Genomic DNA, 20,914 nt, shown 5'->3' with positions numbered 1-20,914 from the left:
AGAATCCATATTCTAAATTCAGATTCGAGGTTCCATCATGAACGCACGCCGGGAAAAGGAACGCCACCAGCGCCGGGAGGTGCTCCTGGAGGCCGCGGGCCGGGTCTTCGGGCGCAGGCCCTTCGACGAGGCCACCATGCAGGAGGTCGCCGCGGAGGCGGAGATCGGCATGCAGGGCCTCTACGAGCACTTCGCCTCCAAGCAGGAGCTGTACGAGCAGGTGGTGCAGCAGCGGGCCGAGGCCTTCCACCGGCGCGCGGACGCGGCCCTGGCGGAACGCGGGGGCTCGCCCCTGGACCGCATCGAGGCGCTGGCCCAGGTGTACGCCGAGGCCTTCCAGGACCGGCCCTTCTCCCTGCCCACCTTCGTGCGGGACCGGGTGCAGTTCGACTGGGGCTTCGACTCCCGGTTCATGCCCAGCCTGGGGAAGATCTACCGCGCGGAGCGGGCCCGGCTCAAGGATCTGGTGCAGGAGGCCCTGGACCACGGGCTCCTGCGGCCCATGGATCCGGAGTTCCTCACCCAGCTGGCCATGGAGGTGATCCAGGCCTCCCTGCACTTCGCCCACGGCCGCGAGCCCAGGGAGGAGGCCGGGGCCACGGTGGCCCGGGCCATGGAATGCCTGATGCACGGCGTGGCCCGGGAGGTGCGGTCATGATGAGGCCCGCCCTTCTTCTTCTCCTGGCCGCGGGTGTCATGGCGGCGGAGCCGCCCTTGACGTTGGCCGAGGCCCTGCGCCGGGCCGGAACCTCCTCCATGCAGGCCGACCTGGCCGCGCTGTCCCTGCGGGGCGCCCAGGGCGACCGGGACGAGGTGAAGGCCGCCTTCCTCCCCGAGATCGAACTCAAGGGCGGGCACCTGAACCTGGACCGGGACGCCGCCCTGCGCACGGAGTCCTTCACGGTGGGCCCCATTCCGGTCCTGGGCGCCATCACCGTGCCCTCCCTGGACCAGCCGGTGGCCCAGAAATCCTCCTGGCGCTACCACCTCACCGCCAGCTACCTGGTCTACGACTTCGGCCGGCGCAGCAGCGCCCTCGCCGCCACCCGCGCCAAGGAACGGGCCGTGGACCTGGGCGGCAGGGACGCCGTCGCCCGGGCCCAGGCGGACGTGGCGGCCCGCTACATGACGACCGTCAACATCCGGGCCCGCCGCCTCGTGGTCGCCCAGCGGCGCCAGGCGCTGGAGGATCACCTCCGGGACGCCCGGTCCCTGTTCGAGCAGGGCGTGGTGGCGCGCAACGACCTCCTGCGCACCGAAGTGGCCCTTCGGGCGGTGGACGACGCGGGACGGACCCTGGACAACGCCCTGGTGTCGGCCCGGGAGAGCCTGAACATCGCCATGGGCCAGGCCCCGGGCGCGCCGCTCTCCCTGCCGGAGACCCTGCCCCCCCCGCCCGCCATGCCCTGGAACGAGGCGGCGGTGCGGTCCCGGGCGCCCCAGGCCAATGCGGGCATCAAGGCCCTGGAGGCCAAGGTCCAGGCCGCCGAAGGCCAGGTGGCCTTCCGCAGCCGGGACTTCGCGCCCACCGTAGTGGCCCAGGTGGGCCATTCCTACGAGGAGAACCGCTTCCTGGCGCACCCCCAGCAGACCACGCTCTACCTCGGGCTCAGCTGGAAGCTGTGGGACGGCGGTGCGCGTTCGGCCCGGGTGAGCCGGTCCAGGGCCGAGGAGGGCACGGCGCGCCGCGAGCTCACCGAGGCCCGCCGCCAGGTGGAGAACGCCGCCGCCGCGGCCCTGCGCGACTACGGCCAGGCTCTGGCCGAAATGGAGACGGCCCGCGCGAACGTCGAGGCCGCCCTGGAGAACCTCCGCATCGTCAGCGAGCAGTACCAGCAGGCCTACGCCAAGAGCGCCGACGTGCTGGACGCCGAGACCGTGCTGGCCGAGAGCCGCTTCAGCCTGTCGGACCGCCTCTGCCGAGCCTACGCCGTCCAGGCCGGACTCCTGTCCCTCCTGGGCGAGGACCTGGAAACCTTCTACGCGACCCGTTCGCTGGAGCATTGATCATGGAAAAGCGCACCCGCATGTGGGTCTCCCTGGCCGTCATCCTGGCGCTGGCCGCCGCCGCCGGCGTCTGGGGCTTCCTCAGCTGGCGCCACAACGAGGTCTTCGTGGCCACCGACGACGCCTACGTGAAGGGGCCCGTGGTGGCCGTGGCCTCCCGGGTGCCCGGGGCCATCCTCACCCTCGCGGTGAAGGAGAACGACGCCGTGAAGGCCGGGCAGGTGCTCGCCACCCTGGACCCCAAGGATTTCGAGGCCGCCGAGGCCAAGGCCCAGGGTTCCCTGGCCGAAGCCCGGGCGTCCATGGCCCTCAACCGCTCCCAGATCGCCCAGGCCCAGGCCCAGGTGCGCGCCGCCGAAAGCCAGGAGGGCCTGGCCGCCCTGGAGCGCAAGCGCCTGGAGATCCTCGTGGAACGGCAGTCCATCCCGCGCCAGAAGCTGGACCACGCCGTCACGGCCCACCAGGTCGCCACGGCCCAGCTCGAAGCCGCCCGCAAGCAGGTGGCCGCCATCCAGGGCGGCCTGCAGGTCAGCGGGAGCAAGGAGGCCCAGGCCCTGGCCGCCATCGAGCAGATCCGCCTCCAGCGGGGCTACTGCACCCTCACCTCCCCCAGCGACGGCTTCGTGACCCGCAAGCTGGCCGAGCCCGGCATGGTCGTGGCCGCGGGCCAGCCGCTCCTGGCGGTCGTTCCCCTTGGGCGCGATGACCTCTGGGTGGAGGCCAACTTCAAGGAGACCCAGCTCAAGCGCGTGCGCCCCGGCCAGAAGGTCACCCTGCGCGCCGACATCGACGACCGTGAATTCCCCGGCGTGGTGGAGAGCCTGGCGGCGGGCACCGGCGCCGCCTTCAGCCTCCTGCCGGCGGAGAACGCCACGGGGAACTGGGTGAAGGTCGTGCAGCGGGTTCCCGTGCGCATCCGCCTGGCCCCGGGCGGCGATCCCGACCACAAGCTGCGCCTGGGCCTCAGCGTCTCGGCCGTCATCGACACGCGCGAATGAGCGGGGCGGCCCTGGACCGGGGCGCGCCCTTCAAGTGGGTCATCGCCCTCGCGCTGATGCTGGGCACCTTCATGGAAGTGCTGGACACCTCCGTGGCCAACGTGGCCCTGCCCCACATGAAGGGAACCTACGCCGCGGGCACCGACGAGATCACCTGGGTGCTCACCAGCTACCTGGTGGCCAACGCCATCGTCCTGCCCATCACCGGGTGGCTGGGGAACCGCTTCGGCCGCAAGCGGCTCTACCTTTCCTGCCTCGCGGGGTTCACCCTGGCCTCCCTGGCCGCGGGGGCCGCGCCCACCCTGGGCACGCTCATCGCCGCCCGGGTGGTCCAGGGCCTCACGGGCGGGGCCATGGTGCCCATGTCCCAGGCCATCACCATGGAGGCCTTCCCCCGGGCCGAGCAGGGCATCGCCACCGCGGTCTTCGGCATCGGCGTGATCTGCGGCCCCATCGTGGGGCCCCTGGTGGGCGGCTGGGTCACGGACAACTGGAGCTGGCCCTGGATCTTCTGGATCAACATCCCCGTGGGGATCATCTCCTACGCCCTGGCCTCGGCCTTCGTGGACGAGGCCCCCGACCGCAAGCCCGAAGGCGCCATGGACTACTGGAGCCTGATCTTCATCGCCGTGGGCCTGGGGTGCCTGGAGCTCTTCCTGAACCGGGGCGAGCGCCTGGACTGGTTCGAGAGCCGGACCGTCACGCTCTACGCGGCCTGTTCGGCCCTGGGCATCATCCTGTTCCTGTGGCGGTCCTTCACCGCGGAGCGGCCCCTGGTGGACCTGCGCATGTTCAAGCTGCCCGAATACGCCTCGGGGATGTTCCTCATCTTCGGGGCCAGCTTCGGGATGTACGCCGCGTTCGTCATGCTGCCGCTGTTCGTGCAGACCTTCCTGGGGTGGACCCCCACCTGGGCCGGAATCATGCTGAGCCCCGGCGGCCTGGCCAGCGTCGTGGCCATGATGGTGGCCGGGCTCGTCATGGGCAAGGTGGACGTGCGGTACACGGTCGCGGCGGGCTTTCTCGCCCAGATCTACTCCAGCTGGCTGCTGACCTCCATCAACCTGCATTCCGGCATGGGGTACCTGGTCTACGCCTGGTGCTTCCGGGGACTGGGGCTGGGGTTCGTCTTCGTGCCCATCGCCACCGTGGCCATGCGCCGCATCCCCAGGGAGGCCATGGGCGTGGCCGCGGGGTTCTTCAACCTCATGCGCAACGAGGGGGGCAGCGTGGGCATCGCCGTGGCCGCCACCCTCCTGCAGACCCGCGGCCAGTTCCACCACGCCCGGCTCGCCGAGCACATGACTCCCTACAGCGGCGCCCTGCAGCAGGGCGCCCACCGGCTCCACCTGGCCCTGGGGGCCTCCTCGGGCCTGGATCCGCAGGGCAGCGCGAAGCTGGCCCAGGGCGTGCTTGGGTTCGAGGTGATCCGCCAGTCCTACGTCATGGCCTTCGTGGACGTCTTCGCGTTCCTGGTGCTGGTGTACGTGGTGTGCCTGCCCTTCGTGCTCCTCCTGAAGGACCCCGGGAGCGGGGCCGGGGGGATGCAGATCCACTGATCAGGCGGTGGGAACGAGCGCCTCCAGCTTCCGGTGCAGCTCCTCCAGGGAGAAGGGCTTGGAAAGGCTGGCGGCGCGGGGGTCCCCCTGGAGCAGCAGGACGGTGGACGGATCCATGAAACCCGTGGCCACCAGCACCGGAAGGTGCGGCCGGAGGGCGCGCATGCGCAGGTAGGCGGCCTCGCCACCCATGCCCGGCATGTTCAGGTCCAGGATCACCGCGTCGGTCTCGAGGCCCGTTTCCAGCATGTCGAGGGCCTCCTCCCCGCTCAGGGCGGGCACGGGCGTGTGGCCGAGGTGGTGGAGCAGGAGCGGCACGGTGGCCTGGATCAGCTCGTCGTCGTCCACCACCAGGATCCGCAGGGCCCGGCGCCGGGCGGCCTCCAGCCCCTGGCCGCCGTGTTCCAGGACGGTCCCGTCCACGGCGGGAAGCCGGATGCTGACCCGCGTGCCCCGCCCCACCGCGCTGTGGATCTCCAGGGTGCCGCCGTGGGCCTTGACGGTTCCGTGGACCATGGCCAGGCCCAGGCCGGTGCCCTTCCCGGGCTCCTTGGTGGTGAAGAACGGCTCCAGGGCCCGGTTGGCCACCTCGGGGGGCATGCCGCTGCCCGAGTCCTCCACCACCAGTTCCATCCACCCGGGCGAGGCCGCGCGGGTGCGCAGGGTGAGGACGCCGCCGTCGGGCATGGCGTCCACGGCGTTCACGCAGAGGTTCATCAGGGCGCTCCCGAAGTTCCCGGCCTCGCCCAGGAACGGCGGCAGGGGTTCCTCAAGCTCCACCTCGAGGCGGATCTTCCGGCGCAGGGTGCGCTCCAGAAGGGCGGCCTCGTCCTTCACGAGGCGGTTGAGGTCCAGGGGTTCGGCGGCCCGCAGGTCCTTGCGGGCGAAGTTGGTGAGGCCCCGCACCAGGTCGCGGCCCCGGGTGGCCGCCTTGATGATGGTGTCCAGGGCCGAGGCCATGCCCGGGTCCTCCTCGGCCTTGAGCTGGAGCACCTGGCCCACCGCGAGGATGGCGGACAGCACGTTGTTCATGTCGTGGGCCACGCCGCTGGCGAGACTGCCCAGGCTCTCCAGCTTCTCCGTGTGCCGGATCTTGTCCTCCAGGCTGCGCCGCGCGGCCTCGTCCGTCTTGCGCTGGGTGATGTTGTCGAAGACCACCACGAACTCGTCCCGGGCCGGGCTGTAGATGGAATTGGAATACCAGATGCCCGTCGTTTCCACGAACAGCTCGAGCCGTTCCGGAACGCCCGTGGCGGCGACCCTGCCGAAGGCGTCCATGAAGCCGGGCTCGGCCTCCAGGATCCCGGGGATGACCTCCGTGAGCCGGCGTCCCACCACGTCCTGGAGCCCCGTGAGCCGCTCGAAGGCGGGGTTGACGTCCAGATACTCCCAGTCCACGGCCTCGCCCCGCTCCCGGATGACCCGGGCGTGGGCGTAGCCGTCCAGCATGTTCTCGAACAGCGACCGGTAGCGGCTTTCGCTGGCCCGCAGGGCCCGCTCGGCCTCGGCGCGGACGGCGCGGCCCCGGGCCTCCTCCAGGCAGTGGCCGAGGGCCTGGCTGAGCCGGGCAGGCCGGTCCTTCCACACGAAGTCCCAGACGCCCTGGCGGAGCAGCGCCACCGCGGCCTCCTCGCCGATGCTGCCCGACACCAGGATGAAGGGGACGTCGGGCAGCTTCCGGCGGACCCGGGCGAGCACCTGGGCGAACTCCAGCCCGGGCAGGCTGTAGTCGGAGATGACGGCGTCCCAGCCCCGGACCTGCAGGGCCTCCTCCAGGGCGGCCAGGGTGTCCACCCGGAGGAGGTCGGCCTCCGTGCCGTGCCGGGCCAGGTTGCGGACGTGGAGGGAGAAGTCCGCCTCGGAGTCCTCCACCACCAGGAGCCGGAGCCGGGGGCCCACCTTCAGCTCCACGACCGCGGCGCGTCGTTCACCGCCACCCAGTAGACCCCCAGCCGCCCCACCTTCTCCGCGAATTCGGCGAAGTCCACGGGCTTGCGCACGAAGCTGTTGGCGCCCCCGAGCAGGCTCGCGAGGCGGTCCTCCTCCTCGCTGGAGGACGTGAAGATCACCACCGGCAGGGCCCGGGTCCGCGAGTCCTTGCGGATCCGCGCAAGCACCTCCAGGCCCCCCAGGCGGGGAAGGCCCAGGTCCAGGAGCACCAGGGCCGGGAGGTCGGGCCCGGGGCGCCCGGCGAACTCCCCTTCCCGGAACAGGAAGTCCACGGCCTGCTGGCCGTCCCGCACCACCTCCACCAGGTTCCCCAGGTTCACCTTCCGGAGCGACCGCAGGGTGAGCATCTCGTCCTGGGGGTTGTCCTCGACCATGAGGATCACGGGCAGGTTGTTCATGGCGACTCCTGGGATGCGGCGGAAGGCAGGGCGACCAGGAACGTGGCCCCCCGGCCCGGGGCGGACTCAGCGCGGAGGCTTCCCCCGTGCCGGTTCACGATGCGCTGCGTCGTGGCCAGGCCGATGCCCAGCCCCGGGTACTCGTCCTGGCGGTGGAGCCGCTGGAAGGGTTTCCACAGCTTGTCGGCGAAGGCCATGTCGAAGCCGCAGCCGTTGTCCCGGATGCGGATCCAGTCCCTGCCGTCCTCCTGCACGCGGTCCACCTCGATGAGCGGATCGGCGGCCTTGCCGGAATACTTCCAGGCGTTCCCCAGGAGGTTGGCGAAGGCGGCCCTGAGCATCCGGGGATCCCCTTCGGCCCGGATCCCGGGTTCCACCCGCCACCGCGGGGGCCGGGCGCCGTCGGCCTTGCGGAGCCCCTCCAGCACGCCCACCGCCAGGGCGGACACGTCCACGGGGACCCGCTCGAGCTCGCCGCGGGTGGCCCGGGACAGCAGCAGGAGCCCGTCGATGAGGCCGGCCATGGTGTGGCTGGCCAGGATGATCTGGTCCAGGTAGCCGCGGCCCTCGGCGTCCAGGGCCGGGGCGCAGTCCTCCAGGAGGGCCCGGCTGAAGCCGTCCATGGCCCGGAGCGGGGCCCGGAGGTCGTGGGAGACGGCATAGGCGAAGCTCTCCAGCTCCTGGTTGGCGGCCTGGAGTTCCTGGGTGCGCTCGGCCACGCGCCGTTCCAGGGTGGCGTTCAGCAGCCTCACCTCCTCCTCGGCGCACCTGCGGGCCGAGATGTCCTCGATGATGGCCACCAGGTGCTTGTCCTCCAGTCCGGGCCAGAGGAGGGGCCTCACGGTGAGCGCGGCCCACACGGTGGCGCCGTCCTTGCGGATGTAGCGCTTCTCCGTGGCGAAGCCCGGGATCTCCCCCGCGGCCAGGCGCCGGGTCTCCGCCACGTCCCGGTCCACGTCCCCGGGGTGCGTCACGTCCTGGAACCGCATCCCCAGGAGCTCGGCCTCGGTGTGGCCGAGGATCTCGCAGAACCGGCCGTTGACCCTCACGAACCGCCCGCTGGCGGCCTCGGCCTCCACGACGCCCACCCCGGCCTGCTCGAACAGGGCCCGGAACCGTGCCTCGGCGGCCTCGTGCCTGGCCCGGTGCAGCCGTTCGTGGAAATAGGAGAAGAGGAAGCCCATGCCGATGAAGGCCGCGGCGTTGATGTAGGCGCCGGGCCGGGGCTTGAGCAGGGTGTGGACCGGCGCCATGAAAAACCACCAGACCAGCCCGGTGGAAAGGAAGGTGGCCGCCACGCCCGAGGCGTAGCCCCCCAGCCAGGAGCTGAGGAAGACCGTGGGGTAGAACAGGAACCACACGAAGGGGACGATCACCGGCCAGCACAACCACTGGACGACACACGCGGCCACGGGAAGGAGTGCGGCCACGGCGCGGCGGGGGATGGATGGGGACGCGGATTCGCTCATCGGAAGGGGCAACCTGGCTATGCCTGGGAGGGGTTGCGTTGAATGATAGCCCTTTTGAGATTTTCAAGTAGATGGATTGATGGGGGCTTCCAGGGCCCTGCCACCTCAACAATTCATTCATTGAATTCCCCAAAAAACCCCTTTCCCGATCGTTTCGGATGCTCCTATCCTGAACTTCTGGTGCCCATGGTCCGCCGACTCCTCCACCTCCTCGCCCTGCTCGCCCTCGTCCTTTCCGGGCCGGCCCAGGGCCTGCTGGTGGCCGCGGCGCCGGCCGCCTCCTGCTGCTGCGGGGGGAGCGCCGAGGACCCGAGCCCCTGCGGCATGCCCAAGGGCCCCTGCGCCCCCCGCTGCCCCACCGGGCCGTCCCAGTCGGCCCCGGCGGCCCCCGCCGCCTTGGTGTCCCGCGCCCGCGCCGCCCAGGTGCGCAAGGCCGCGCCCCGGAAGGAGCCCGCGCCCTGGCCGGCATTTGCCGCCCAGACCCGCGTGCGGCGCGCCTTCCTGGAGGCCGCTCCGTCCCATGCCCCGCCCCTGCCCCCCCGCCGGGATCCCCAGGCCAAGTTGAGTCAATTCCGCATCTGAGACGCGTTCGCTTGTCGTAGGCTTTTCCACGAGCACGCAGTCCCAGCATCCGGAGTTCCCATGCGCATTGCGCCCACCCTGGCCCTAGGCCTCCTCCCCGCGGCGTGCCTGGCCCAGGCACCCGAAGACCCCCAACTCTCTGCCCTCGTCCAGGAGGCCCTGGCCCGCAATCCCGACGCGGCCCGGTCCCGCGCCATGGCCCAGGCCGAAGCCGAGCGCATCCCCCAGGCCGGGGCGCTGCCGGACCCGGTGCTCTCCCTGGGCATCCAGAACGACGGGTTCAAGAAGATCCAGGTGGGGCAGATGGAGAGCAGCTACTACTCCATCATGGTCACCCAGCCCCTGCTCTGGCCCGGCAAGCGCGGCCTGCGCGGCGACATCGCCCGCATGGGCTCCCAGGCCGCCATGGCGTCCTCCAGCCGGGTGCGCCTCACCCTGGAAGCCGACGTCCGCCGGGGCTACGTGGCCCTGCTCCTGGTGCGGAGCCAGCTGCGGCTCCTGGACGAGCAGGCCCTGTTCCTGCGCCAGGCCGAGGCCACGGCCCGGGCCCGCTACGAAGTGGGCCAGGGGTCCCAGGCGGACCTCCTGCGGGCCCAGCTGGAGCGCACCCGCCTGGAGCAGTCCAGGCTCGACCTCCAGTCCGAGGAGCGCAGCGCCCTGGCCGGCCTGAACCGCCTGCGGGCCCTGCCCCCGGACACGCCGCTGCCCACGGAGCGCACCCTGGAGCAGGTGCCCGAACCCCCCGCCATCGCCGCTTCCGAGGCCACGGCCAGCGCCCTCGGCCTCAGCCCGGAGCTCAAGGCGGCCCACCTTGGGGTGTCCCAGGCGGAGAAATCCCTGGAACTGGCCCGCCTGGACCGGCGCCCGGACTTCGCCGTCTCCGCGGGCTACATGCCCCGGGGCGGCCTGGATCCCATGTGGACCGCCAGCGTGTCCATCTCGCTCCCCGTGTGGCAGAAGCGCAAGCAGGCCCAGGCGGTGGTGGAGCAGGAGCATCGCCGGAAGGCCTCGGGCTCCGAGGTGGAGAGCCTGGAGGCCCTGGTGGGCCAGCGCGTGCGGGAGCGGGCCGCCCAGATGGACGCGGCGCTGGGCGTCATCCGCCTCTACCGCAGCGGGCTCCTGGTGCAGAGCGAGACCAGCTTTCGCGCGACGCTTTCCCAGTACGAGGTCGGCAAGGTGCCCTTCCTGTCCGTGCTGGAGGCCCTCAACGGCTGGATCGCCGACCAGAGCGGCCTTCTCCAGGCCCAGGCCCGGGCCCAGGCCATCCACATCGCGCACCGGGAGCTGAACCTGGGCGCCGCGCCGCCCATCGGCGCCACGTCCCTGGGCGGCACGGCCCTGGGCGGCGGCGGGGGGGCCTCCATGTCCGCGGGCGCCCGCAAGGGCGCGGCGGCGGAAGCCCCGGGCGAATCGTCATCCATGAAATCCATGTAGAGGCCACCCCATGAGCCAGACCACCTCCTCCCTTCCCCGCACCGTAGCCCTCATGCTCCTGGCCCTGGCCGCGGGCGTGGGCGGCACCCTCCTGCTGCGGCCCCGGCCCCAGCCGGCCGCCCCCCAGGCCCCCCCAAAGAAAACCATGTACCAGTGCCCCATGCACCCCCAGATCATCCAGGACCACCCAGGCGACTGCCCCCTTTGCGGCATGGCCCTGGTGGCCATGGACGGGTCCGGGGCCGCCGGCCACGACGATCCCGAGGGCCATTCCACCGTCAACATCGACCTGGAGCGCCAGCAGCTCATCGGGCTCACCACCACGAAGGTGGCCGAGGGTTCCGTGGGCGGCGAGATCCGCACCACCGCCCGCATCGTCCCGGACGAGACGCGGATCCGCCACATGCACGTCAAGGTGGACGGCTACGTGGAAAAGCTCTTCGTGGACTTCGTGGGCATGCCCGTGGCCAAGGGGCAGCCCCTCTTCACCTTCTACAGCCCCGATTTCGTCTCCGCCCAGCAGGAGTATCTCCTGGCCCTGCGCACCCGCAAGGCCCTCAAGGGCGGGGAACGGGAAGGCAGCGGCCAGGAGCTGCTGGATTCCGCCAGGCGCCGCATGGCCCTCTGGGACGTGGCCCCGGCCGAGCTCGACGAGCTGGAGCGCTCCGGCGAGGTGCGGAAATCCCTGACCCTGCGCTCGCCCATCTCAGGGGTGGTCACCGCCAAGACGGCGGTGGAGGGCAACCGCCTCACCCCCGCCGACACCCCCTTCGAGATCACCGACCTGGGCCACCTGTGGGCCGTGGCCGACATCTACGAGCCCGAGCTGCCCCGCCTCAAGGTGGGCATGGCCGCGGCGCTCACCCTGGGCTCCTTCCCCGGCCGGACCTTCACGGGACGGGTGGCCTTCATCGATCCCCAGGTCGACCCCAAGACCCGCACCATCAAGGCCCGGGTGGAGGTCGCCAACGGCTCGGGCCTGCTCAAGCCCGAGATGTACGGCGAGATGGTGATCCGCAGCCAGGCCCGCAGGGGCCTCGTGGTGCCCGTCGACGCGGTGCTGGACGCCGGCACGCGCAAGATCGTCTTCGTGGCCCTGGGCGACGGCCGGTTCGAGCCCAGGGAGGTCCAGACGGGGTCGAACCTGGGCGAGTCGGTGGAGATCATCTCCGGCGTCGAGGCCGGGGAGAGCGTGGTCAACCGCGCGAACTTCCTCGTGGATTCCGAGTCCCGCCTGAAGGCGGCCCTCGCCCACATGGCGCACGGCGCCGGAAAGAGCTGAGGCGGCCATGATCCAGCGAATCATCCGGTTCTCCGCGGAGAACAAGTTCCTGGTGCTGGCCGCGGGCCTCATCGCCCTGCTCATCTCCTTCTGGGCCATGCGCACCATCCCCCTGGACGCCCTGCCGGACCTCAGCGACACCCAGGTGATCGTCTACTCCAAGTGGGACCGGAGCCCGGACCAGATGGAGGACCAGGTCACCTACCCCATCGTCACCAGCCTGCTGGGGGCCCCCAAGGTCAAGGCCGTGCGGGGCCTGTCGGACTTCGGGTTCAGCTACGTGTACGTCATCTTCGAGGACGGCACCGACATCTACTGGGCGCGCTCCCGCGTGCTGGAATACCTCAGCAAGATCACCGCGGGCCTCCCCCAGGGCGTCAAGACCGAGCTGGGCCCGGACGCCACGGCGGTGGGCTGGGTCTACCAGTACGCCCTGGTGGACAAGAGCGGCAAGCACAACACCGACGAGCTGCGCTCCACCCAGGACTGGTTCGTGCGTTACGCCCTGCAGGCGGTTCCCGGCGTGGCGGAAGTGGCCACCGTGGGCGGCCAGGCCCGCCAGTTCCAGGTGAGCCTCAACCCCAACAAGATGGCCGCCTACCGCATCACCGTCGACAAGGTGATCGCGGCGGTGAAGGCCGCCAACAACGAAGGCGGCGGCCGCCTGGTGGAGTTCAGCGGCCGGGAGTACATGGTGCGCGGCCGCGGCTACGCCAAGACCACCCAGGACCTGGAAAGCGCGGTGCTCAAGGTCGAAGGGGGCACGCCCGTGCGGCTCTCGGACGTGGCCACCGTCAGCCTGGGGCCCGAGATGCGCCGCGGCCTGGCGGACCTGGACGGCCAGGGCGACGTGGTGGGCGGCATCGTCGTCATGCGCCAGGGCGAGAACGCCCTGGCCGTCATCGGCCGGGTGAAGGACAAGCTCAAGGAGCTCAAGCCCTCCCTGCCCGCGGGGGTGGAGATCCTGCCCGTGTACGACCGCTCCACGCTCATCGAGAAGGCCATCGCCACCGTCAAGGACAAGCTGGTGGAGGAGATGATCGTCGTCTCCATCATCATCCTCATCTTCCTCTGGCACATCCCCTCGGCCATCGTGCCCATCGTCACCATCCCACTCAGCGTGGCCCTGGCCTTCATCCCGATGCTCATCATGGGGCAGAACGCCAACCTCATGTCCCTGGCCGGCATCGCCATCTCCATCGGCGTGCTGGTGGACGGGGCCATCGTGGAGGTGGAGAACGCCTACAAGAAGCTGGAGCACTGGGTGAGCGGCGGGCGAAAGGGCGACTTCCACAAGGTGCGCCTGGAGGCCCTGCTGGAGGTGGGACCCAGCGTCTTCTTCTCGCTGCTGGTCATCGCCATCGCCTTCATGCCCGTGTTCACCCTGGTGGACCAGGAGGGGCGCCTCTTCCGGCCCCTGGCCTACTCCAAGAACCTGGCCATGGCCATCGCGGCCATCCTGGCCCTGACAGTGGACCCCGCCCTGCGCATGCTCTTCGCGCGCATGGACCCTTTCACCTTCAAGCCCAAGTGGCTGGCCTGGGCCGCCACCCAGGCCCTCGTGGGCACCTACTACCCCGAGGAGAAGCACCCCGTGAGCCGCTTCCTCCACCGCATCTACGAAGGGCCCTGCCGCTTCGTGCTGCGGCATGCCAAAGCCACCATCGCCGTGGCCGTGCTCATGGTGGTGGCCACGATCCCCGTGTTCATGCGCCTGGGGTCCGAGTTCATGCCGCGCCTGGACGAAGGCACCCTCCTCTACATGCCTTCCACCCTGCCCGGCCTGAGCCAGACCGAGGCCCAGCGCATCCTCCAGGTGCAGGACCGCCTCATCCGCACCGTGCCCGAAGTGGAGCGCGTCTTCGGAAAGGCGGGCCGGGCCGACACCGCCACGGACCCCGCCCCCTTCTCCATGATGGAGACCGTCATCCAGCTCAAGCCCGAGGAGCAGTGGCGCGAAACGAAGCGGTGGTACTCCTCCTGGGCACCCGGGTGGGCCAAGTCGATCCTGCGGGCCTTCTGGCGCGACCGCATCACCGAGGAGGACATCGTGGCCGACCTGGACCGCGCCGTGCGGCTCCCGGCCATCCCCAACGCCTGGACCATGCCCATCAAGGCCCGCATCGACATGCTCTCCACGGGCATCCGCACCCCGGTGGGCCTGAAGGTCAACGGGGCCGACCTGAAGGTGATCCAGCAGATCGCCGTGGAGGCCGAAGGAATCCTGCGCAACGTGCCGGGCACCCGCAGCGCCCTGGCCGAGCGCACCGCGGAGGGCTACTTCCTGGACTTCGAGCTCAAGCGGGACCAGCTGGCCCGCTACGGCCTGAGCGTCGAGGAGGCCAACATGATGGTCATGACCGCCATCGGCGGCGACAACCAGACCACCATCTTCGAGGGCCGGGCCCGGTATCCCGTGAACGTGCGGTACGCCCGGGATTACCGGGAGAGCCCCGCCGCCCTGGGTCGCGTCCTGGTGCCCCTGCCCAACGGGTCGGCGGTGCCCATGGAGGCCATCGCCGACGTCAAGCTGGTGCCTGGACCCGGCATGATCCGCGACGAGAACGGGCTGCTCAACGGCTACGTGCTGGTGGACTTCGACACCTCCAAGACCGACGTGGGCACCTACGTGGCCCACGCCAAGGCCGCCATCGAGAAGGAGCTCAAGCTTCCCGCCGGCTACAGCCTGGACTGGAGCGGCCAGTTCGAGAACATGATCCGCGTGAAGGAGCGCCTCAAGCTCATCGTGCCCATCACCCTGGTCCTGATCTTCGGCCTGCTCTACGCCAACACCAAGAGCGCCTTCAAGGCCTCCCTGGTGATGATGGCCGTGCCCTTCTCGGCCATCGGGGCCTTCTGGCTCATGTGGATCCTGGGCTACAACACCTCCATCGCCGTGTGGGTGGGGCTCATCGCCCTGCTGGGCCTGGACGCCGAAACGGGGGTGTTCATGCTGCTCTTCCTGGACCTCTCCCACGACGAGGCCCGGAAGGCGGGGCGCCTGAACACCACCGGCGACCTGGTGGAGGCCATCATCCACGGCGCCGTCAAACGCGTGCGCCCCAAGGCCATGACCGTCTTCGCCGCCTTCATCGGCCTGCTGCCCATCATGTGGTCCACCGGCACCGGCGCCGACGTGATGAAGCGCATCGCCGCGCCGATGGTGGGCGGTCTGGCCACGAGTTTCATCCTGGAACTGCTGGTGTATCCCGCGGTCTACTACCTGTGGAAGAAGAAGGAGGTCACCGATGGCCCCATCACGGCTCCCGAGGGGACGCCGGTGGCCGTGACGCCGTGAGGTGAAGGCAGGTTCGGGGAGGGCGTCTTGTTCGGGCGCCCTCCCCAAAATTCATATTTTCAAGGACTAGAGGGGATGCGCAGACCCGGAATGCTTTGGCATGACCCGGGTGGGAAAGGTGGGTCTGGCTGTGGGGGGCCGTCATGACCCCATCTTCCAGGGGATATTGGGGCAAAAAGCCTATCGCCGAGGCGCGGAGACGCCGAGGTTCGCCGATAAAAGATCCTCTTTAAGCCGGCGCTGGCGCCGGATCGAGACTCATCGCAGGAGCACAGAAACGACTCTTGACAGGCGAGGAGAGGAAACACATCATTGAACGCTTGTTATCATGAGTTTGTTGATAGGTATTTTTAAGGAATACATCATGGAGATTGTGGTTATACAAATAAGTGTATTTTCATTTATTTATTAAATTTTAAATACAAAATATCCATCCATGAAAATTTAAATAATATGCATCGCCATTCACGATCTGGCTCACCAGTGGTACGTCCTTCCCTACTGCCACTTGCCTATTTTGTTCTGTGCATTTCCTGCCAAATCCTTTTCGTCTCCGCCCTGGCCCTGTTCATTCCCGATCTGGCCCAATCGATCTCCTTCGATATCCTCAACGCATTTAGCATGCTTCTGGGCCTATGGGTTGCAATCCGGTTCGGCGGGGCGCCAGCCATCAGGTTCAGCCGGCCGCAGAAATGCCTGCCCGTCTGCATCCTGGCCTTCGCAGGGGGTCTGCTTTTGTCGTATCTGGATCTCCAGGCCAAGGCCGTGTTGGGAGACCCTGCCCTCACCGGGAATTTCGCCACCATTCGTGAATCCATCCAGGCCCACGAGTACCTTCGGGCCAGTATGCTCATCCTTCCTTGCTGCCTCTTCTACCCGATTCTGGAGGAGGGCATCTTCAGGGGGATGCTTTACGAGGCATTCCTCCGGACCGGCAGGAGCCGGTTCCTCTCGATCACGCTCGGGTCCGGCCTCTTTGCCCTGATGCACCTGACCAGCCGGCTTGAGGTCCTGCCGGCCCTCGACATCTTCCTCCTGGGGGTCGTCCTCTCCTGGCTGACCCTTCGCTCCGCCAGCCTGATTCCCGCAGTGCTCCTGCACGCCGCCTTCAACGCCATGGCGGTCGTGGTCCAGGCGCGGCTGCTCTAGTGGGCCTGGGGATTCGCCCGGTGCATGGCCTCGAGGACCCGGGAAATCGTGGCCAGGCCCTCCAGGGTCTCGGCCAGGACCTTCGGGAGTTCGTCCCGCAGGAACGGCAGGTCCAGTTCGCCCTCCACCCGGGCCAGACGCTCCGCCACCTCCGGGGGATAGGCGCCGGCCGCGGCGTTGTGGGCCTCCAGGACCCGGAGGAGGCGCTGGTACCCGTGCCGGAGGAAGCTCAGGTTGAGACCCAGGCACTGGATGGGGGTGTTCATCTCGCGGATGAACGTCCCCATCAGGTGCGGCCCCGGCTCGGGGGGTTCCGTGGGGGTGGGTCGTTCCTGCTGGGCCATGCGCCTCCGGGTGCCGGACCCGCCGGGTCCCGTCCTTGGAGAGAAGCTACGCCTCCGGCCGGGGCCGGGCCATAGGGTGGATTACCTACCCGAGCTGCGCCTTGATGGCCAGGCGCGCCAGGGCCGTGGCGTTGTGCAGGTCCAGCTTCCGCATCAGGTTGGTGCGGTGCACGTCCACGGTGCGGGGGCTGATGCCCAACTCGGCGGCGATCTCCTTGGTGACCAGGCCGCGGCCGATCTTCTCCAGCACCTCGGTCTCGCGCAGGGTCAGGAGGCCCGCCAACTGCTCCCGGGAGATCCGGGCCTCCCGCGACAGGAGCGGAACCATCTCCTTCCGCCGGAGCCGGCCGCCGATGGCGGCGAGCAGTTCGGAGGGCGTGAAGGGCTTGGTGAGGTAGTCGTCGGCGCCGGCGATCATGCCTGCCCGCATGCTCTCGCGGTCGTCCAGCGAGGTCATGAAGATCACCGTGGTGTCCGTCAGGAGGGGATCGGCCCGCACCTCGGCCAGCAGCGCCATCCCGTCCATGCCGGGCATGCGGATGTCCGTTACGAGCACGTCGAAGGCCTGGAGCCTCAGCTGCTCGAGGGCCTCCGTCCCGGACCGGGCCATGACCACTTCCCACTCCGGCTGCTCCAGCCTGAAGGAGCGCTGGAGGGCCAGGAGCAGGATGGGCTCATCGTCGACGATCAGGATTCGCATGGGGCACGGGGGATGGTTGAGGAAACCAATGATACGCGAACTTCCGCGCCACCCGCCAGGGGTCAGATCTCCAGGGTGATGCCCTGGGCCAGCTCGACCTTCCCGCTGAAGTTGATGGCGCTCGTCTGCCTGCGCATGTAAGCCTTCCAGGCGTCGGAACCGCTTTCGCGGCCGCCCCCGGTCTCCTTCTCCCCGCCGAAGGCGCCCCCGATCTCGGCGCCGCTGGTGCCGGTGTTCACGTTGGCGATGCCGCAATCGCTGCCGGCCGCCGACAGGAAGAGCTCGGACTCCCGCATGTCGTTGGTGATGATGGCGCTGGAAAGACCCTGGGGCACGTCGTTCTGGATGGCGATGGCCTCCTCGATCGTGGTGTAGCGGGTGAGGTAGAGCACCGGCGCGAAGGTCTCCTCCCGGGTCATGGGCAGCCCCGCGGGCACCTCGGCGATGCACGGGGTGACGTAGCAGCCTCCGGGCAGGGGCAGCCGCTCGCCGCCGGCCAGGATGGTGCCGCCCTGGGCCTTGATGGTCCCGATGGCCTCCAGCATGGTGGCCACGGCGCCGCCGTCCACCAGGGGCCCCATGAGGTTGGCTTCGTCCCGGGGGTCGCCGATGCGGGTCTTGGCGTACATCCCCTTGAGCCTGGCCACGAAGGTGTCGTAGATGGAGTCGTGGATGATCACGCGCCGGGTGGAGGTGCAGCGCTGGCCCGAGGTACCGATGGCCCCGAAATAGACGGAGGTGAGGGCCGTTTCCAGGTCCCCCTTCTCGCTGACGATCACGGCGCCGTTGCCGCCCAGCTCCAGGATGTGCCGCCCGAAACGCTCCTGGACCAGCTTGCCCACGTGGCGCCCGCCGGGAACCGAGCCCGTGTAGGAAACCAGGGCTACCCGGGGATCGGTGTTGATGAGGTCGCCGATGTCGCTGCCCCTGCCGATGGCCAGGCTGCAGATGGCGGGATCGTAGCCGAACTTGCGCAGCACGCCCTCGGCGATGCGGGTGCAGGCGATGGCGGTCAGGGGCGTCTTGCTGGAGGGCTTCCACAGCACCGTGTCGCCGCACACCAGGGCGAGGGCGGTGTTCCAGCTCCACACGGCCACGGGGAAGTTGAAGGCGGTGATCACGCCCACGACCCCCAGCGGGTGCCACTGTTCCTGGAGGCGGTGCATGCGGCGCTCGCTGGGCATGGTCAGGCCGTAGAGCTGCCGGGACAGGCCCACCGCAAGGTCGCAGATGTCGATCATCTCCTGGACCTCGCCCAGGCCTTCACGCAGGGTCTTGCCCATCTCCAGCGTGACCAGCTCGGCCAGGGTCTCCTTGTTGCGGCGCAGCTCGTCACCCAGCGCCTTGACCACCTCGCCCCGCTTGGGGGCGGGCACCAGGCGCCAGGACTTCCAGGCCTCGAAGCTCCGGGCCAGCACCGCCTCGAACTCGTCCTGGGTGATGTTGGCCACGGTGGCCAGGGTCGCGCCGTTCACGGGGGAGACGACGTCCTGGTTGCGGCCGCTGCCGATCCATTCCCCGTGGAACCCGCCCAGGTTGTGTTCCGCGATGCCGAGTTTCGCCAGAACCTTCTCCATGACTGCCTGCATGTGGTTCTCCTCTGGCCAAGATATATACCCCCTTTGAAACTGACTCTCAAAATCATACTTTTCACTCCAACTATGAGTACAATTCATGGTTATGGCCAATCCACTTGATCTGTATCAATTGCGAGCCTTCCACGCCCTGGGCACCACGGGGAATTTCACCCGGGCCGCCCGGAAGCTGAACCTCACCCAGTCCGCCATCAGCCACGCGGTGGCCAAGCTGGAGGCCGGCGCCGGGGCCCTCCTGGTGGACCGCCGGAGCCGGGAGCCGCGCCTCACCGAGGAGGGGCGGCGCCTCTTCCAGGCCTGCGAGGAGGTCTTCGCCACCCTGGAGGCCGCCGCCGAGGACCTGGGCCTGGCCAAGGTCGGCGGGCGCCTGCGCCTGGGGGCCACGGTCGAGTTCGGCAGCAGCATCCTCATGCGCCACATGGGCCCCTTCCTGGCGCACCACCCCGACCTGGAGATCGACTTCACCCTGGCCCACGACCTCCTCACCCCCCTTCTCCGGGACGACCTGGACATCGCCATCGACTGCCGGGAGCACCTCCTGCCCGAACTCGAGAAGCTCCCGTGGTTCATCGAGACCTACGTGGTGGCCGCCGCCCCTTCCCTCCTGGCCGCCGGGGGCATCGACCGCCCTGGGGACCTGGGGACACGGCCGGTGCTGTCCCTGGACAAGGCCGGCGCCTGGTGGCACCGCCTCCTCCTGGCCCTTCCCGAGGCGGACCGGCCCGAGTTCCACCGGATCATCGAGGTCAACCACATCCGGGCCATGATCAACGCCGCCGTGGAAGGCCTCGGGGTGCTGCTCGCCCCCACCTACAGCGTGCTGGGCGAACTGGAGCGGGGCGCGCTCCGGGCCGTGCTCCCCGGCGTCCGCCCCCGGGAGGACCGGTTCTTCATCTACCAGAAGAAGCGCCGGGCGGCTCTGGGGCGCCACCGGCTGCTCACGGATTACCTCATGACCTTGACTCCGCCCGAGTTTTAGATCGCTAAGGCGGACCCCCCTCCCGGGTGGATATAATCACGGCATGAACAAGTCGAGGAAAATCGCCTCCGCCGCCAAAGCAGGTGCTAGATCCCGGCGCCCCTTGCACCTGGATGCCCTGCAGGAGCTGGTGGAGCCCGGCTTCCCCGACCCCACCGAGCTGTTCGAGAAGGGCCTCAAGCTGCTGGTGTCCCAGCTGCTGGTGGACCGGGCCGTCATCGTGCGGATCACCGACCTGGGCTACGAGACCCTCTGGTGGGCGACGCAGGACGGGTCGGACCTGGACCTGTCCACCTTCGACCCCAACAAGAACTTCTGCCCCCAGGTGCTGGAACACGCCCCGCGCACCCTCGTCATCCGGGACGCCAAGGAGGACTCGGAACTGGAGGCCCACACCGCCTTCCAGGACATGGCCGTGCGCTCCTACATCGGCGTGCCCCTGCGCAAGGGCGACAAGGTCATCGGGGTGCTGAGCGTCCAGAGCTCCGCCCCCCGGAAATACACCCGCGCCGACATCGTCTTCGTGAGCATGGTGGCCAATCTCCTGGGAAGCGCCATGGAGATCGAGCTCCTCAAGCAGGAGCTCCACATGACCCGCGAGGCCCTGGACCTCACCATGTCCGTGGTGGAGGACAGCGCCCTGGAGGCCCAGGCCACGCGCCTCCCCAGCCGGCGCTACCTGGACATCTGGCTCAAGGCCTACCTCTACATGGCCCGCAGGCGATCCGAACCCATGGCCCTGGTGGCCTGGAAGACCCCCCTGAACCGTGATTCCCGCAAGGCCCTCCGGGAGATCTCGGACCAGGCCCGGGGCGAGGACCTGCTCGTGGACATGGGCAAGGACACCTTCCTGCTCCTGCTGCCCCGCACGTCGCTGGACGGCGCCGAATTCCTGGTGCAGCGGGTGCGCGCCCGCTTCGGCCCGGTTCCCGTGGGCACGGCCCTGTGGGACCCCGCCGACCCCGCGGACCGGGACGACCTCACGATCCGGGAGGCCCTGCGCCGGGTGATGGTGCACCTGGAACCGGCCCCCGGCGCCCAGGCCTAGGCATAGATCCGAACAAGGGTTGCTGCCACCTGACAATCCATCCCCTGCATCACCGCGTATTCACGGCGACCCAGGGGATGAATGTATCTTTGGCGATGCCTTCAAGTTGTACCGTCAGGATT

At 69.3% G+C, this 20,914-nt stretch carries 17 protein-coding genes; 11 read left to right on the top strand and 6 right to left on the bottom strand.

All coding sequences use genetic code 11. From position 1 onward, the window contains the following. Window positions 1-37: 37 nt before the first annotated feature. The 4 genes from ACZ5LB_RS19900 to ACZ5LB_RS19885 are packed head-to-tail and all read left to right on the top strand — an operon-like array spanning window position 38 to window position 4,564. Complete coding sequence (locus ACZ5LB_RS19900) at window positions 38-658, top strand: TetR/AcrR family transcriptional regulator (RefSeq protein WP_464603950.1); 621 nt, start codon at window positions 38-40, stop codon at window positions 656-658. Continuing rightward, on the top strand, window positions 655-2,007 hold the full coding sequence (locus ACZ5LB_RS19895; protein ID WP_464603949.1) for a TolC family protein: 1,353 nt from the start codon (window positions 655-657) through the stop codon (window positions 2,005-2,007). Before ACZ5LB_RS19900 ends, ACZ5LB_RS19895 begins: the two co-directional genes overlap by 4 nt. Before the next feature lie 2 nt (window positions 2,008-2,009). Next, a complete protein-coding gene (locus ACZ5LB_RS19890; protein WP_464603948.1) occupies window positions 2,010-3,005 on the top strand; it encodes an HlyD family secretion protein in 996 nt (331 codons plus the stop codon). Then, the gene (locus ACZ5LB_RS19885; RefSeq protein ID WP_464603947.1) at window positions 3,002-4,564 is read left to right on the top strand and encodes a DHA2 family efflux MFS transporter permease subunit; all 1,563 of its coding nucleotides are present in this window, start codon (window positions 3,002-3,004) and stop codon (window positions 4,562-4,564) included. Before ACZ5LB_RS19890 ends, ACZ5LB_RS19885 begins: the two co-directional genes overlap by 4 nt. Here the strand turns inward: ACZ5LB_RS19885 and ACZ5LB_RS19880 are convergent, their stop codons facing one another. The 3 genes from ACZ5LB_RS19880 to ACZ5LB_RS19870 are packed head-to-tail and all read right to left on the bottom strand — an operon-like array spanning window position 4,565 to window position 8,381. After that, window positions 4,565-6,463 (bottom strand): hybrid sensor histidine kinase/response regulator, encoded by a 1,899-nt coding sequence (locus ACZ5LB_RS19880; RefSeq protein ID WP_464603946.1) that lies wholly within the window; start codon window positions 6,461-6,463, stop codon window positions 4,565-4,567. A 2-nt stretch (window positions 6,464-6,465) separates the two neighbouring features. Continuing rightward, window positions 6,466-6,912 carry a response regulator gene (locus tag ACZ5LB_RS19875; RefSeq protein ID WP_464603945.1) on the bottom strand — a complete coding sequence of 149 codons (447 nt, stop codon included), beginning with the start codon at window positions 6,910-6,912 and terminating at the stop codon, window positions 6,466-6,468. Next, window positions 6,909-8,381: a PAS domain S-box protein gene (locus ACZ5LB_RS19870; RefSeq protein WP_464603944.1), complete on the bottom strand. Its 1,473-nt coding sequence runs from the start codon at window positions 8,379-8,381 to the stop codon at window positions 6,909-6,911. The genes ACZ5LB_RS19875 and ACZ5LB_RS19870 overlap by 4 nt, the downstream gene beginning before the upstream one ends. 186 nt (window positions 8,382-8,567) lie before the next feature. Between ACZ5LB_RS19870 and ACZ5LB_RS19865 the strand changes: the two genes are divergently transcribed. The 5 genes from ACZ5LB_RS19865 to ACZ5LB_RS19845 all read left to right on the top strand — a co-directional run bounded on the left by ACZ5LB_RS19865 (window position 8,568) and on the right by ACZ5LB_RS19845 (window position 16,126). Then, window positions 8,568-8,963, top strand: coding sequence for a hypothetical protein (locus tag ACZ5LB_RS19865; protein ID WP_464603943.1), 396 nt, complete (start codon window positions 8,568-8,570; stop codon window positions 8,961-8,963). Window positions 8,964-9,023: 60 nt separating this feature from the next. Next, a complete protein-coding gene (locus ACZ5LB_RS19860; RefSeq protein WP_464603942.1) occupies window positions 9,024-10,397 on the top strand; it encodes a TolC family protein in 1,374 nt (457 codons plus the stop codon). Window positions 10,398-10,407: 10 nt separating this feature from the next. After that, the gene (locus ACZ5LB_RS19855; RefSeq protein WP_464603941.1) at window positions 10,408-11,679 is read left to right on the top strand and encodes an efflux RND transporter periplasmic adaptor subunit; all 1,272 of its coding nucleotides are present in this window, start codon (window positions 10,408-10,410) and stop codon (window positions 11,677-11,679) included. Between the two features lie 7 nt (window positions 11,680-11,686). Beyond that, window positions 11,687-14,977 (top strand): efflux RND transporter permease subunit, encoded by a 3,291-nt coding sequence (locus ACZ5LB_RS19850; protein WP_464603940.1) that lies wholly within the window; start codon window positions 11,687-11,689, stop codon window positions 14,975-14,977. Between the two features lie 483 nt (window positions 14,978-15,460). After that, window positions 15,461-16,126, top strand: coding sequence for a lysostaphin resistance A-like protein (locus ACZ5LB_RS19845; RefSeq protein WP_464603939.1), 666 nt, complete (start codon window positions 15,461-15,463; stop codon window positions 16,124-16,126). On the opposite strand, the gene ACZ5LB_RS19840 is transcribed toward ACZ5LB_RS19845, so the two are convergent. The 3 genes from ACZ5LB_RS19840 to amaB all read right to left on the bottom strand — a co-directional run bounded on the left by ACZ5LB_RS19840 (window position 16,123) and on the right by amaB (window position 18,759). Further along, a complete protein-coding gene (locus ACZ5LB_RS19840; RefSeq protein WP_464603938.1) occupies window positions 16,123-16,470 on the bottom strand; it encodes a hypothetical protein in 348 nt (115 codons plus the stop codon). The two genes, ACZ5LB_RS19845 and ACZ5LB_RS19840, sit on opposite strands and share 4 nt — an antisense overlap. 85 nt (window positions 16,471-16,555) lie before the next feature. Next, the gene (locus ACZ5LB_RS19835; RefSeq protein WP_464603937.1) at window positions 16,556-17,170 is read right to left on the bottom strand and encodes a response regulator transcription factor; all 615 of its coding nucleotides are present in this window, start codon (window positions 17,168-17,170) and stop codon (window positions 16,556-16,558) included. Between the two features lie 62 nt (window positions 17,171-17,232). Next, window positions 17,233-18,759, bottom strand: coding sequence for an L-piperidine-6-carboxylate dehydrogenase (amaB, locus tag ACZ5LB_RS19830; protein ID WP_464603936.1), 1,527 nt, complete (start codon window positions 18,757-18,759; stop codon window positions 17,233-17,235). Between the two features lie 91 nt (window positions 18,760-18,850). Between amaB and ACZ5LB_RS19825 the strand changes: the two genes are divergently transcribed. Together ACZ5LB_RS19825 and ACZ5LB_RS19820 are read left to right on the top strand one after the other, a co-directional pair. Then, complete coding sequence (locus tag ACZ5LB_RS19825) at window positions 18,851-19,744, top strand: LysR family transcriptional regulator (protein WP_464603935.1); 894 nt, start codon at window positions 18,851-18,853, stop codon at window positions 19,742-19,744. A 43-nt stretch (window positions 19,745-19,787) separates the two neighbouring features. After that, a complete protein-coding gene (locus ACZ5LB_RS19820; protein ID WP_464603934.1) occupies window positions 19,788-20,792 on the top strand; it encodes a GAF domain-containing protein in 1,005 nt (334 codons plus the stop codon). The last annotated feature ends 122 nt before the right edge of the window (window positions 20,793-20,914 follow it).

Source organism: Mesoterricola sp. MK458 (assembly GCF_055384935.1).
Note: the sequence above shows the minus strand (reverse complement) of the source record. Positions and strands in the feature narration are given on the sequence as shown.

Excerpts from the sequence above, each read along its gene's own strand:
- ACZ5LB_RS19900 (WP_464603950.1), top strand. The coding sequence starts at position 38 with ATGAACGCACGCCGGGAAAAGGAACGCCACCAGCGCCGGGAGGTGCTC.
- ACZ5LB_RS19895 (WP_464603949.1), top strand. The coding sequence starts at position 655 with ATGATGAGGCCCGCCCTTCTTCTTCTCCTGGCCGCGGGTGTCATGGCG.
- ACZ5LB_RS19890 (WP_464603948.1), top strand. The coding sequence starts at position 2,010 with ATGGAAAAGCGCACCCGCATGTGGGTCTCCCTGGCCGTCATCCTGGCG.
- ACZ5LB_RS19885 (WP_464603947.1), top strand. The coding sequence starts at position 3,002 with ATGAGCGGGGCGGCCCTGGACCGGGGCGCGCCCTTCAAGTGGGTCATC.
- ACZ5LB_RS19875 (WP_464603945.1), bottom strand. The coding sequence starts at position 6,912 with ATGAACAACCTGCCCGTGATCCTCATGGTCGAGGACAACCCCCAGGAC.
- ACZ5LB_RS19870 (WP_464603944.1), bottom strand. The coding sequence starts at position 8,381 with ATGAGCGAATCCGCGTCCCCATCCATCCCCCGCCGCGCCGTGGCCGCA.
- ACZ5LB_RS19865 (WP_464603943.1), top strand. The coding sequence starts at position 8,568 with ATGGTCCGCCGACTCCTCCACCTCCTCGCCCTGCTCGCCCTCGTCCTT.
- ACZ5LB_RS19860 (WP_464603942.1), top strand. The coding sequence starts at position 9,024 with ATGCGCATTGCGCCCACCCTGGCCCTAGGCCTCCTCCCCGCGGCGTGC.
- ACZ5LB_RS19855 (WP_464603941.1), top strand. The coding sequence starts at position 10,408 with ATGAGCCAGACCACCTCCTCCCTTCCCCGCACCGTAGCCCTCATGCTC.
- ACZ5LB_RS19850 (WP_464603940.1), top strand. The coding sequence starts at position 11,687 with ATGATCCAGCGAATCATCCGGTTCTCCGCGGAGAACAAGTTCCTGGTG.
- ACZ5LB_RS19840 (WP_464603938.1), bottom strand. The coding sequence starts at position 16,470 with ATGGCCCAGCAGGAACGACCCACCCCCACGGAACCCCCCGAGCCGGGG.
- ACZ5LB_RS19835 (WP_464603937.1), bottom strand. The coding sequence starts at position 17,170 with ATGCGAATCCTGATCGTCGACGATGAGCCCATCCTGCTCCTGGCCCTC.
- amaB (WP_464603936.1), bottom strand. The coding sequence starts at position 18,759 with ATGCAGGCAGTCATGGAGAAGGTTCTGGCGAAACTCGGCATCGCGGAA.
- ACZ5LB_RS19825 (WP_464603935.1), top strand. The coding sequence starts at position 18,851 with ATGGCCAATCCACTTGATCTGTATCAATTGCGAGCCTTCCACGCCCTG.
- ACZ5LB_RS19820 (WP_464603934.1), top strand. The coding sequence starts at position 19,788 with ATGAACAAGTCGAGGAAAATCGCCTCCGCCGCCAAAGCAGGTGCTAGA.